The sequence below is a fragment of the Pseudomonas mucidolens genome (assembly GCF_900106045.1).
Taxonomy (GTDB): domain Bacteria; phylum Pseudomonadota; class Gammaproteobacteria; order Pseudomonadales; family Pseudomonadaceae; genus Aquipseudomonas; species Aquipseudomonas mucidolens.
In genome coordinates, this window is record NZ_LT629802.1 from 4,129,013 (window position 1) to 4,141,382 (window position 12,370).

The window sequence follows — 12,370 nt, forward strand, 5'->3', positions numbered from 1 at the left end:
AGGGACGCACGCTGGAGCGGCGCGTGCCCTTCCTTATAGTTTTTGAGGCAGGTTCCCAATGAGCGAAGATCATCAAGGTATCGCGGCGAACCCGCGCGACTGGCCGAAAACGCTGTTCTACGTAGCGTTGCTGTTTTCCATTTTCCAGATAGTCACTGCCGCATTTGCGCCTATTTCCAGCCAGGTGCTACGCGCCGTGCATGTCGGCTTCCTGCTGTGGGTGGTCTTCCTGAGTTACCCGGCGTACGGCAAGGCCCGTCCCTGGCAGCCGCTGGCCTGGCTATTGAGCCTCGCAGCGATTGCCACCGCTGCGTACCAATGGTTTTTCGAGGCGGATTTGATCCAGCGTTCGGGCGACCTGACGCTTGAAGACATGGTGATCGGGCTGATACTGATCGTATTGGTGTTCGAGGCGGCTCGCCGGGTGATGGGGATCGCGTTGCCGGTCATCTGCGGACTATTTTTGGCATACGGTCTATTGGGTGAATACCTGCCAGGCGAGCTGGCCCATCGCGGCTACGGACTCGATCAAATCGTCAACCAACTGTCATTCGGCACCGAAGGCCTCTACGGCACACCAACTTATGTTTCGGCGACTTATATTTTCCTGTTCATTCTGTTCGGCGCCTTTCTTGAACAGGCGGGCATGATCAAGCTGTTCACTGACTTCGCGATGGGTCTGTTTGGCCACAAACTGGGCGGTCCGGCCAAGGTATCGGTGGTGTCATCGGCCTTGATGGGGACGATAACGGGTTCCGGCATCGCGAACGTCGTGACGACCGGCCAATTCACGATTCCATTGATGAAACGCTTCGGCTACAAGGCCGCGTTTGCCGGCGGCGTGGAGGCGACTGCCAGCATGGGCAGCCAGATAATGCCGCCGGTCATGGGCGCGGTGGCGTTCATCATGGCGGAAACCATCAATGTACCGTTCGTGGAAATCGCCAAGGCAGCGCTGATCCCAGCCATCCTGTATTTCGGTTCGGTGTTCTGGATGGTTCACCTTGAGGCCAAACGCTCCAACCTTAAAGGACTGCCCAAAGACCAGTGCCCCAGCGCCTGGGGCGCGGTAAAGGAAAGCTGGTACTTGCTGATTCCGCTCCTGGTGCTGGTCTACCTGCTGTTTTCCGGGCGTACCCCGCTGTTTTCCGGCATGGTCGGGCTGGCATTGACAGCCATCGTCATTCTCGGCTCGGCCATTATTCTCAGGGTCTCCAGCTTTGCGTTGCGATGCGCGTTCTGGGTCGCCCTGGGGATCCTCTGCGTCGGATTTTTCCAGTTAGGGATCGGCGTGATCTTTGCCGTCATCGCCACACTGGTGCTCATCTGCTGGTTCATCAAGGGCGGCCGGGAAACCCTGGATATTTGCCTGCACGCGCTGGTCGAGGGTGCTCGGCATGCCGTGCCGGTGGGGATTGCCTGCGCGTTGGTGGGGGTCATCATCGGTGTGGTGTCATTGACTGGAATAGCCTCGACCTTTGCCGGCTACATATTGGCCATCGGCAGAGACAACCTGCTGCTGTCGCTGATACTGACGATGATTACCTGCCTGGTGCTGGGCATGGGGATCCCGACGATTCCCAACTACATCATCACCAGTTCGATCGCTGCACCCGCGCTGCTGGAACTGGGCGTGCCGCTGATCGTGTCGCATATGTTCGTGTTCTATTTCGGAATCCTTGCAGACCTTACTCCACCGGTCGCCCTTGCGTGCTTTGCCGCAGCGCCCATCGCCAGGGAGACAGGCTTCAAGATCAGCCTGTGGGCGGTGCGTATTGCCCTGGCGGGTTTCGTCATTCCGTTTATGACGGTCTACAACCCTGCACTGATGATGCAAGGCGACAATTACTGGATGACGGCCTACATGCTGGTGAAGACCACATTGGCCATTGGTCTCTGGGGCATGGCGTGCACCGGCTACCTGCAACAGAAAATGCCGATCTGGGAACGTTTCTTGTGCTTTGCCGCAGGAGCCTTACTGGTCGTCGCGCTGCCGATAACGGACGAGATCGGTTTCATGCTGGGTATTCTGCTAATAGTTCAGCATGTCTGGCGCTCGCGTCGTACCGGGTTTGCCCAGGCATGATGGGTTTGTGCCTGGGACTGGCGGGCGTGGTGTGGGCGCAACTCCCGGTCGCAAGCTTTACACTGGGCTGGGATCACACGATAGAAAAAGTTCGCTGGGAAGAGGACTACAGTGTTTCGGAACAGGGACTTGTTCTGATGGAAGCCAGGGTCAAAGGCAATGGCGCAGGCATGGAGATACCCCCTGGGGCCAGATTGGAAAACGGCAGTTGGCACTATCAGCGCCAGCTGCCGCCCTTGCAGCCGCTGAAACTTGGACGCACCCCACAGGCGGGTGACTACCAGTTGTGCTTCGATCAACGCTGTCACGCGATGAGCGAGTGGCTAGGCCCTCCCGTCAGCAACCCATCCTCAGTCGAGTTGTGGAGTTGCCGGACGGGCGGGTGACAACATCAGCTCATGCCCAGCCAATTAGGTAGCGCCAGGGAGATCCACGGTACGTAAGTGATCAGTATCAGGAATGCCAGCAGGATCAGCAGCCAGGGCATGGCCGCCTTGATGGTAGCCGTCAATGACATTCCCGTGACGGCAGACGTCACGAACAGGTTCAACCCCACGGGGGGCGTGATCAAGCCGATCTCCAGGTTCACCACCATGATGATGCCCAGGTGAATCGGATCAATACCCAGTTGCATGGCGATAGGGAACAGAATCGGTGCCAGGATCAGGATGATCGCCGAAGGCTCCATAAACGCCCCGGCAATCAACAGCACGATGTTCACTACCAGCAGGAAGGTCACCGGCGTCAGCCCGGCATCGATCACCCATGCGGTGATTTGCTGTGGCAGTTGTTCGGTGGTCAGCACATGAGCGAACAGCATGGCGTTGGCGATGATGAACATCAGCATGATGCTCAGCTTGGCCGACTCCAGCAGCACTTTCGGGGTTTCGCGAATGGTCAGGTCTTTATAGACGAACAAGGCGATAAACGCCGAATACACGGCCGCCACCGCAGCGGCTTCGGTGGGGGTAAACATCCCGGAATAGATTCCGCCGAGGATGATGACCATCAACAGCAAGCCCCAGAGGGCTTTGCGCGCCGTGGACAGCCACTCGCGGAACGTCGCCCGGGGCAGGGCCGGCAGGTTCTTCTTCACCGCGACGATGTAAATCGCCACCATCAGCGATAACCCCAGCAGCAGGCCGGGAATCACCCCAGCCATGAACAACTTGCCCACCGAGGTTTCTGTCGCCGCCGCATACACCACCATCACGATCGATGGCGGAATGAGGATCCCCAGGGTGCCGGCGTTACACACGATGCCCGCGCCAAACGCCTGTGGATAACCCGACCGCACCATCCCGGCAATGGCGATGGAACCGACCGCCGCCACTGTTGCCGGGCTTGATCCCGACAGCGCAGCAAACAACATGCAGGCCAACACTGCCGCAATCGCCAGGCCACCCCGGATATGTCCGACGCAAGCGTTGGCAAAATCGATCAGCCGCCGCGCCACGCCACCGGTGGTCATGAACGCACCGGCCAGCAGGAAAAACGGAATCGCCAGCAAGGTGTAGTGTTCAGAGGTCTCGAACAGCTTGATCGCCAGGGAACGCACCGAGTCGGGGCTGAAGAAAATGATAGTCAGCGAACCGGCCAGCCCCAACGAAATGGCGATGGGCACGCCGATAAACATCAGCGCGAACAATGCCACGAACAGGAAGGCAATAGTCATGGCTTGTCTTCCTCGTGTTCGGTCAGTTTGATAGCTTCCGCCGCTTCATCGGCCAGGCCCAGGCCTGTCTGACGATTCATCAGGATGCGTACGAGAATTTCCGCGAAGCGGATAAACACCAACGTAAAGCCCACCGGCACGATCAGGCCGATGTGCCATTGCATGATGCCAAAGTGGCCCAGGTCTTCCGCGCCGATCTGAGCAATCATCAAGGTATTGATCCACTCATAACTGGCGACAGCGAGCATCCCGGCGTAGGCCAGGCAGCACAGGCAAGCGATGACGCCGATAAAGCGCTGTACCGGCTTGCTCGCGAGTTTCACCAGCGCATCGACGCCGATGTGTCCGGCCGTGCGCACGCCATACGACAAGCCGAAAAATATCAGCCAGCCAAACAGGGCCTTGGTCAGCGAACTGCTCCAGGTCATCGCCTGGGCCAGGCCCATGATGCTGTCGCCAATGGCGAACGCTGGCTCGCTGGCGGCGGGCCAGTTGTCGCCGAGGCTGTAGAAAACGGTGTAGAGGTTGTTAAGCATCACGTAGACGAATGTAACCAGCGTCATAGCGGCCAGAAGGAAAGCGATGAAGCCTTCCTCGAAGTGTTCCCAGATGCGCTGAAGGGCGTTCATGGATGACATCTCCTGCGGGGGGACGACAGGCCGGCGCTGCCAAGGCGGCAGCACCGGCCACCCATTACTGAGCCTTGTTGGAGGCTTCGGCGGCTTTGATCAGATCAGCGCCGATGTCACCTTCAAACTTCTTCCATACCGGCTTCATCTTGTCGCGCCATTCGCCGCGCTGTTCAGGCGTGAGGGTGATGATCTCGGTGGTCTTGGCGTCGAGGATGCGCTGTTTGTCTTTCTGGTTCAGTTGCGCCGCCTGGTCGTTAACGTGGTTGGTGACTTCAACCAGGATCTTGTCCAACTCGGTGCGGATGTCAGGTGGCAAGCCATTCCAGAACTTGGTGTTGGTGATCAGCATGTAGTCGAGTACACCGTGGTTGGATTCGGTGATGTACTTCTGCACTTCGTGCATTTTCTGGCTGTAGATGTTCGAGTAAGGGTTTTCCGCACCGTTGACCACACCGGTCTGCAGGCCTTGATACACCTCGGCGAAACTCATTTTGCGCGGGTTGGCGTTGACCGCCTTGAACTGCTCTTCCAGCACCGCGGACGCCTGCACCCGGAACTTCAGACCACGCGCATCCTTGGGTTCACGCAGTGGCTTGTTCGCCGACAGTTGCTTCATGCCGTTGTGCCAATAGGCCAGGCCGGTGATGTTCTTGTTTTCCATGGACTTGAGCAGCTTCTGGCCTTCAGCACTCAACTGGAAGCGGTCCACGGCGGAGATGTCATCGAACAGGAATGGCAGGTCGAACAACTGCACGGACTTGGTGTAGTGCTCGAACTTGGCCAGCGACGGGGCAATCATCTGTACGTCCCCGAGCAACAGCGCCTCCATCTCCTTGCCATCGCCAAACAACGAGGAGTTGGGGTAGACATCAACCTTGACCTTGCCAGACAGGCGTTCTTCCACCAGCTTCTTGAACAGCAGCGCCCCCTGGCCCTTGGGAGTCTGCTCTGCAACCACGTGGGAGAATTTTATAGTGATCGGGTCTGCGGCCATGGCTGTGCTCATGGCGCCAAGCGCCAGGGCGCAGACGACTGCTTTCCACATAGGTTTGAACATGGGGGCGACTCCTTTTGTTTTATTTTTTTTGTGCAATTTAATGCTGTGAAAGCATATGCACGAGGGACTAAGCAAGTCCAGGCAGAAAACGGTTATTTGGCCCGTGATGAGCGGATTTAGTTATAAAACTTGCAGATGAATGGCTTTCGCGTGGCAATATTTTCTTACAATATTAATAAGCAAGGCTGTGAGGCTAGCGCTGATCGGTTAAGCTTTTTTGTAAGGGTAAGGGGACGCCTAGCCCTTGCTCGTGAAGAACTCAAAGGCACCGCGTTTATCCAGAATGCACGCGTTATCGTTGACGTTTTTCGCGAGCAAGCTTGCTCCTACAAGGGTTGGGGTACGCTCGCCGCGATGCAGTGCAATTGCTCAACGTTCCCGGTAAATCAACGTCTGTTCCCATGTCTTCGCCAGGAACCTGCCATGTCACTGAGTTTTCATAAGATGCATGCCAATGGCGACGACTTCGTCATCGTCGACCTGCGAAATTCATCGAATCCCATTACCAACGTCCTGGCCCGGCGCATGGGTGACCGGAATCTGGGTATCGGCTTCAATCAACTGGCGGTAATGCTCAAGTGTGATGACGCAGCGGCTCAGGTGCTGTTCTGGAATGCCGATGGCTCGCCGCTGGAGGTATGTGGCAGCGCCACGCGAGGTGTCGCGGCCAGGCTGATGGGCGAGTCAAACAAAGCCTCGGTGGTGTTGCGGACCGAGCGTGGCCTGCACACCTGCGAACGCACTGCAACCGGCGCGATTACCGTCAGCATGGGCGAACCGCACTGCGGATGGTCGGATATTCCCCTGGCCCGGGACTTGGATACGACGGTTTTGCCGTTGGAGGGCATGCCTGCCGCGTGCAGTATGGGAAACCCGCACTGCACCTATTTTGTCGATGATCTGGCGGCCCTGGACATCGCGAGCATTGGGCCGGGGATCGAAACCCACGCGTTGTTTCCTCTCAAGACGAATGTGCATTTCGTCCAGATCATCAACCGCAGGCAGATTCGGTTACGTATATGGGAACGTGGCGGCGGCATACCGCAAGGCTCAGGTTCCTGTGCCTGTGGTGCCGTGGTTAACGGCATCCGTCGAGGCCTGTTGGATGAGTGCGTCGAGGTCGCGTGCGATGGCGGAAACGTCACGGTCCAGTGGACCGGCGCCGGCCAGGTGTTACTCACCGGCCCGGTTGAAGCTACGTTCTCGGGAACGTTCACCCACAGCTGATGACGGGAGATGCAATGCTAATTGTCTTCAGCGGCCTTCCAGGCACTGGAAAAACCACGATTGCGCAGGGCCTGGCGGCTGAAATGCGCGCCGTGTATCTGCGAATCGACACGATAGAACAAGCCATCCGCAACGCCGAGGTACTGGCGCAGGACGTCGGGCGCAGCGGTTATCGAGTCGCCAACGAGCTGGCCCTGAGTAACCTGCGCATCGGTAACCAGGTGGTGGTCGACGGCGTTAACCCGGTGACCGAAAGCCGACAGGCCTGGCGCGATATTGCCGCGCGGGGTGCGAGCCCATTGTTGAATATTCAGGTGATCTGCTCCGATCAACAAGAGCATCGCCGACGGGTAGAAACCCGGCACAGCGATATCGCAGGACTGACGCCCCCCACCTGGCAATCGGTGTTAGCGCATGATTATGAAGCCTGGAATGACGCGCCGCTGACGATAGACACGGCCTTGATGTCCGCGACGCAAGCGGTCGCATTGATTGCCCGGCGATGTGCATTACTTCACGGCACTCAGTCACATCCAAGGTGTTGAGCATCTTCTGCCTTATATCACTGGGCACCCTGGCAACCTGGAACATCACCCATGCAGCGCCCGCGCCGCCGGCAATAACCCCCGAAACAAGGCATGACGCGCCCGCAATGCGGCACGCTGCCTGGTATCCGGCACATACCGCGCCTTGATCGGCATTCCACTTTGTAACAATACGGCCCCCCGCCCGCTCGCAACAAACCCCAGCTTCGCCGCGCCGATACACGCACTCAATTCACTGCCGTGCAAGGTGTAGATGTCCCGCTCAAGAATATTCGCCAGTAACTGTGCCCAATACGCGCTGCGAGCGCCGCCGCCCACCAAGGCGCAAGCCTGTACCGAGGCGCCGGCCGATTGCACTGCATGCAGAGCGTCGAGCAGGCCGAAGCCGACACCTTCCATCACCGCATAACCGAGCATTGCCGGCGTGCAGTCGTGGCCCAGGTTCATGAAGCCACCGCGTAACAGCGGATCATTGTGCGGCGTGCGCTCACCCGCCAGGTAAGGCAGGAACAGCGGAAGAGAGAGAAATGGTTTCCTCGAGCGGGACTGCTGCCTGCACGTGCTCCAGCAGCGTGTGCTCATCGACGATACCGCTCAGGCGTGTGACCCAGCGCAGGCAACTGGCGCCCGCGAGCATGGCGCCCATGGTGTACCAACGCTCGGGCAATGCGTGGCAAAAACTGTGCACCGCACTGGCGGGATTGCTCGCGGCATAATCAGTGATCGCGACGATGGCCGCGCTGGTGCCCAAGGTGATAAATCCGTCACCGGCATTGATCGCACCGATACCGACCGCCGCTACCGGGTTGTCCCCACCGCCTCCGGCGATGACCAAACCTGCGGGCAAACCCAAGCGGAGCGCTGCACGGCTGTCGAGGACGCTGCCGGGCGCCCCGCCCTCCACCAGTCCGGGCATGTGCGAGAGGCTCAGCCCGGTTGCCCGCAGCATGGGCTCGAACCAGGTTCGCCTGGCGACGTCCAGCCACAAGGTTCCGGCGGCATCCGAGACGTCGCTGAGGCGTTCGCCGCTCAGGCGCAGACGCAGATAATCCTTGGGTGACAGCACGCAATCAATGGCGCTGAAAATCTGCGGCTCATGGTGTTGCAGCCACAGTAACTTGGGGGCGGTCAGCCCGGCCATCGGCACGCTGCCAGTGATCTCGGCAAAGTCCGGGTAGTCACGCGCCAATGCTTCGGCGCAAGCTACGGCCCGCGAGTCATCCCAGAGCATGGCCGGGTACAGCACGCGATCGTCATCCCCCAGCAGCACCGCCCCATGCATCTGCCCGGAAAGGCCAATACACCCTATCCGGGCAAAGACTTCTGGCTGCTCAAGACGCAATTGATCGAGCACCTGCAGACACGCTTGCCACCAGTCCTCGGGATGCTGTTCGGACCAGCCGCTGTGCCGCCTCGAGACGGTCAGGCGCGCGCCAGCATGGGCCACGACCTGGCCGTTCTCCTCGAGCAAAATGGCCTTGAGTTCCGAAGTGCCCAGGTCGATGCCCAGAGAGATGGGACTGCTCATACCGACACGCTCCAATCAGGCATCAACGCTTACTCGACCAGCCGTTGTACGCCGCGACGTTATCGCGCGTGATCAATTTGGGCGCGAGCAGGGTCACGGCTTCGGCCGGTGGCTTGTCATTGAGCAAGTCGTTGCCAATGTCGACCGCCGTCTGCGCCATGGCCCACGGGTCCTGGCTGGAAGAAGCCTGGATCAGCGACTCGGACTTGAGCGAATTCTCGATATCCGGCGCGCCGTCCACTGAGGTAATGACGATGCCGCCGCGCTTCAACTGCCGGGCAGCCAGATCGCTGCCAATGGCCTGTGGATCGTTGATGGCGAACAGTCCATCGATCTGCGGGAAGCGTGTCAGGTAACCCTGCATCACATTCAAGCCGCCTTCCCGTGAACCTTTGCCGTCCTGATCGTCGGACAGCACTTTGATCTGCGGCGCGCCGGCCAGGGCGGCCTTACAACCCTTGACCCGATCAGTGACCGCCGTGACTTGCGGTCCGTTCTGGATGATCACGTTACCTTTGCCCGCCAGCTTGTCGACGATGAACTGACAGGCCAATTTGCCGGCCTCAACGTTATCGGTCTGCACCGTGGCGTTCACGCCCTTGGCGTCGACGTCCACCGCCACCACCACGATCCCGGCATTCCGGGCTTTCTTGATCGCCGACGCCATGGCCGACGGGTCGACGGCGTTCAGCAATATCAGGTCGACCTTGGACGAGATAAAGTTATCGATCTGCGAGAACTGCTTGCTCAGGTCGTAATCAGCCGAGACCGAGGTCACCTTGACGTCCGGGTTCAACGCCTTGGCCCGCGCCGTGGCGCCATCGGCGAGGGTGACGAAATAGGGATTACCCAGCGACCCCATGCTGATCCCCAGGGCTTTGAGTTCACGGGCCTGCACGGCTTGGGACATCAGCACAGCCAGGCTCAGGGAAGCGACAACAGGAAAGATACGTTTGAAGTTCATGACGACTCTCTTGTGATTGTTGTTGAGAAATCAGGTTCGCGTGCCGGATTGGCGATAACGATCCAGCGCCACGGCGCCAATGATCACGATGCCCTTGATGATGTACTGCCAGATATCCGAGACCCCAAGCAGCACCAGGCCATTGGTCAGCACCGCGATGATCAGTGCACCAATCAAGGTACCGGCGATGGTGCTGACACCGCCGACAAAACTGGTGCCGCCAAGGATCACCGCGGCAATCGCATCCAACTCGTAGGATTGGCCCAGTTGCAAGCCGTTGGCGGCAAACAGGCGCGACGCACTCATCACCGCGCCCAAACCTGCCAGTGCACCGGACATGGCGTAGACGAAGAGCAGCACCTTCCACACCTTGATGCCAGAAAGCCGCGCCGCTTCCGGGTTGCCGCCCACCGAGTAGATCTGCACGCCCATCACCGTGCGCCGCAGGATGAACCACGACAGGATAATCACCGCCACCGCGATCACGACCAGCCACGGCACACCGAGAATCGAGTCATTGCCGATAAAGGCGAACGGCAAGTCCGGGTTGAATACGGTTTTGTCGTCGGCCAACAACCGCGCCAAACCACGCATGGCCGTCAGCGCACCGAGGGTGACGATAAACGGTGGCAGCCGCAGGAAGGCGATCAATCCGCCGTTGACCAGGCCCAGTAACAGACCGAAGCCGACCCCGGCGACAATCCCCAGCATGCCGTATTGCGGTGACATCGAGGTTTGCAGCGCCACCACGGCAGACGCGGCAAGAATCGCCCCCACCGACAAATCGATACCGGCAGTCAGGATCACAAAGGTCATGCCCGCCGCCAAGACCACATTCACCGACGCCTGCTGGCTGATGATCGACAGATTCTGCAGCGTGAGAAAGTTTTCGCTGGCCAGGGCAAAGCCCACCAGTAACAGCACCAATACCGGCAGCATGCCAACAGTGCGCATCAGTTCGCGAATACGCTCGCGCTTGGCCACAGTTGCAAGGGTGTCTACGGTCATCGCAGTGCTCTCCAAAGTCTCGGGGTCAGCCATGAGCGGCCACCTGCTCGCCACCGGTGGCGAGGTCGATAATCGCTTCCTGGGAAATCTCATGGCCGCAGGCTCCGCCCAACTGCGCCACCAACTGGCCTTCGCGCATGATCAGCACCCGGTCGCAGGTGCCGATGATTTCCGGCAGTTCGCTGGAAATCACCACAATGCCCACGCCCGCCTGCGCCAATTGATTGATGATTCGATAGATTTCCGATTTGGAACCGATGTCCACGCCTCGGGTGGGCTCATCGAGGATCAGCACATGCGGCTTGATCTCCAACAGACGCGCCAGCAACACTTTCTGCTGATTGCCACCGGACAGCGCGCCGACATTGACCTTGCCCGAGGCGACACGAATCGACAGCGATTCAATAGCCCCCGTGGCGCGCCGCGCGCCCTGGCGCCGGTCAAGCACCCCGCCGGCGCGAGCGTCCGGGACACAGGCGCAGATGTTGATGTTGTCAGCCACGCTCATGTCGAGGAACAGCCCTTGGGCCTTGCGGTCTTCGGTGAGGTAAACCACGCCGGCACGGATCGCATCGGTCGGGTTGCGCAACGGCGTCACGGGTTTGCCCACCACCTCCAGAGTGCCGCCGGTACGTGGGTCGGCGGCAAAGATCAGCCGCGCCAATTCGGTACGGCCAGCGCCCACCAGCCCGGCGATGCCCAGCACTTCACCGGCATGCAACTCGAAACTGCACGGCTTCACGCGCTTGCCATCGGCCATGTCGCGCACCCGCATCACCACCGCTCCCGGGTCGTAGGCCGCGTGCTCCTTCTTGTAGAACCCGGACAGGTCGCGCCCCACCATCATCTTCACCAGCATTTCGGCAGACAGCACATCCCGGGCCAATTCGCCGACATATTCACCATCGCGCAACACCGAAACACGGTCTGACAGTTCATAGATCTCGGCCATGCGGTGGCTGATGTAGATAATCGCCAGCCCCTGGCCGCGCAGCTGTTTGATCAAGGCGAACAGACGGTCGGTCTCGCGCGACGACAGCGGTGTAGTGGGCTCGTCCATCACCAGGATTTTTGCCTCGGCATGCAAGGCGCGGGCGATTTCCACCAATTGGCGCTCGGCGATCGACAATGTGCCCACGCGAGCGGACGGCTTGAATTCAGCGCCCAGGCGCGTCAGCACCTCAAGGCAACCGCCCTCCATGCCCTTGCGGTCGATGGTCCACCCACGACGTAATTCGCGCCCCAGATAAATATTCTCGGCCACGCTGAGGTTCGGGCACAGGCTCAGTTCTTGATAGATCACGGCGATGCCGAGGTCTTTTGCGGTGCCGGGGTGATAGTGGGCAACGGGCTGGCCGTTGATGCGGATTTCGCCACCATCATCCGCCTGATAGGCGCCGGAGAGGATTTTCATCAGCGTCGATTTGCCGGCACCGTTTTCCCCCATCAAGGCGTGAATTTCACCAGGATAGACTTTCAGGCCGACATTTTTCAGTACGCGCAAACCGTTGAAGGTCTTGGAAATATCGCGCATTTCGAGCAGGGGAACTGCAGTGGGTTCAAGGTACATGGCGACCCCGGTATTTATTATTTTTGTCCGTTGGCTCTTGCGACACCGCAGTGTCGGCTGGCCTGATTACGCTCGACT

General features: G+C 59.4%; 10 protein-coding genes and 1 pseudogene. 4 read left to right on the forward strand and 7 right to left on the reverse strand.

What is annotated here, in order from left to right:
- Positions 1-58: 58 nt before the first annotated feature.
- Complete coding sequence (locus tag BLU75_RS19115) at positions 59-2,086, forward strand: TRAP transporter permease (RefSeq protein WP_084379039.1); 2,028 nt, start codon at positions 59-61, stop codon at positions 2,084-2,086.
- Positions 2,083-2,472, forward strand: a complete 390-nt coding sequence (locus BLU75_RS19120; RefSeq protein ID WP_084379038.1) for a DUF1850 domain-containing protein — start codon at positions 2,083-2,085, stop codon at positions 2,470-2,472. Before BLU75_RS19115 ends, BLU75_RS19120 begins: the two co-directional genes overlap by 4 nt.
- 5 nt (positions 2,473-2,477) lie before the next feature.
- Here the strand turns inward: BLU75_RS19120 and dctM are convergent, their stop codons facing one another.
- From dctM to dctP, 3 genes are all read right to left on the reverse strand, one after another.
- The gene (gene dctM / locus BLU75_RS19125; protein ID WP_084379037.1) at positions 2,478-3,761 is read right to left on the reverse strand and encodes a C4-dicarboxylate TRAP transporter large permease protein DctM; all 1,284 of its coding nucleotides are present in this window, start codon (positions 3,759-3,761) and stop codon (positions 2,478-2,480) included.
- Positions 3,758-4,390 carry a TRAP transporter small permease gene (locus BLU75_RS19130; protein WP_084379036.1) on the reverse strand — a complete coding sequence of 211 codons (633 nt, stop codon included), beginning with the start codon at positions 4,388-4,390 and terminating at the stop codon, positions 3,758-3,760. The genes dctM and BLU75_RS19130 overlap by 4 nt, the downstream gene beginning before the upstream one ends.
- Positions 4,391-4,454: 64 nt before the next feature.
- Positions 4,455-5,450: a C4-dicarboxylate TRAP substrate-binding protein DctP gene (gene dctP, locus BLU75_RS19135; protein WP_084379035.1), complete on the reverse strand. Its 996-nt coding sequence runs from the start codon at positions 5,448-5,450 to the stop codon at positions 4,455-4,457.
- A 423-nt stretch (positions 5,451-5,873) separates the two neighbouring features.
- On the opposite strand from dctP, the gene dapF reads away from it, so the two are divergent.
- A complete protein-coding gene (gene dapF, locus BLU75_RS19140; protein WP_084379034.1) occupies positions 5,874-6,677 on the forward strand; it encodes a diaminopimelate epimerase in 804 nt (267 codons plus the stop codon).
- Between the two features lie 14 nt (positions 6,678-6,691).
- Complete coding sequence (locus tag BLU75_RS19145; RefSeq protein WP_084379033.1) at positions 6,692-7,222, forward strand: P-loop nucleotide/nucleoside kinase family protein; 531 nt, start codon at positions 6,692-6,694, stop codon at positions 7,220-7,222.
- Positions 7,223-7,267: 45 nt separating this feature from the next.
- On the opposite strand, the pseudogene xylB reads toward BLU75_RS19145, so the two are convergent.
- From xylB to BLU75_RS19165, 4 genes and pseudogenes are all read right to left on the reverse strand, one after another.
- A pseudogene (xylB, locus tag BLU75_RS19150) lies at positions 7,268-8,750 on the reverse strand (xylulokinase).
- A 22-nt stretch (positions 8,751-8,772) separates the two neighbouring features.
- Positions 8,773-9,714, reverse strand: coding sequence for an ABC transporter substrate-binding protein (locus BLU75_RS19155; RefSeq protein ID WP_084379032.1), 942 nt, complete (start codon positions 9,712-9,714; stop codon positions 8,773-8,775).
- Between the two features lie 30 nt (positions 9,715-9,744).
- The gene (locus BLU75_RS19160; protein WP_090221638.1) at positions 9,745-10,722 is read right to left on the reverse strand and encodes an ABC transporter permease subunit; all 978 of its coding nucleotides are present in this window, start codon (positions 10,720-10,722) and stop codon (positions 9,745-9,747) included.
- 25 nt (positions 10,723-10,747) lie between these two features.
- Positions 10,748-12,292 (reverse strand): sugar ABC transporter ATP-binding protein, encoded by a 1,545-nt coding sequence (locus BLU75_RS19165; protein ID WP_084379031.1) that lies wholly within the window; start codon positions 12,290-12,292, stop codon positions 10,748-10,750.
- Positions 12,293-12,370 lie beyond the last annotated feature (78 nt).

Bases quoted from the DNA above. Each gene is read 5' to 3' on its own strand.
- BLU75_RS19115 (WP_084379039.1), top strand. From the start codon at position 59: ATGAGCGAAGATCATCAAGGTATCGCGGCGAACCCGCGCGACTGGCCG.
- BLU75_RS19120 (WP_084379038.1), top strand. From the start codon at position 2,083: ATGATGGGTTTGTGCCTGGGACTGGCGGGCGTGGTGTGGGCGCAACTC.
- dctM (WP_084379037.1), bottom strand. From the start codon at position 3,761: ATGACTATTGCCTTCCTGTTCGTGGCATTGTTCGCGCTGATGTTTATC.
- BLU75_RS19130 (WP_084379036.1), bottom strand. From the start codon at position 4,390: ATGAACGCCCTTCAGCGCATCTGGGAACACTTCGAGGAAGGCTTCATC.
- dctP (WP_084379035.1), bottom strand. From the start codon at position 5,450: ATGTTCAAACCTATGTGGAAAGCAGTCGTCTGCGCCCTGGCGCTTGGC.
- dapF (WP_084379034.1), top strand. From the start codon at position 5,874: ATGTCACTGAGTTTTCATAAGATGCATGCCAATGGCGACGACTTCGTC.
- BLU75_RS19145 (WP_084379033.1), top strand. From the start codon at position 6,692: ATGCTAATTGTCTTCAGCGGCCTTCCAGGCACTGGAAAAACCACGATT.
- BLU75_RS19155 (WP_084379032.1), bottom strand. From the start codon at position 9,714: ATGAACTTCAAACGTATCTTTCCTGTTGTCGCTTCCCTGAGCCTGGCT.
- BLU75_RS19160 (WP_090221638.1), bottom strand. From the start codon at position 10,722: ATGACCGTAGACACCCTTGCAACTGTGGCCAAGCGCGAGCGTATTCGC.
- BLU75_RS19165 (WP_084379031.1), bottom strand. From the start codon at position 12,292: ATGTACCTTGAACCCACTGCAGTTCCCCTGCTCGAAATGCGCGATATT.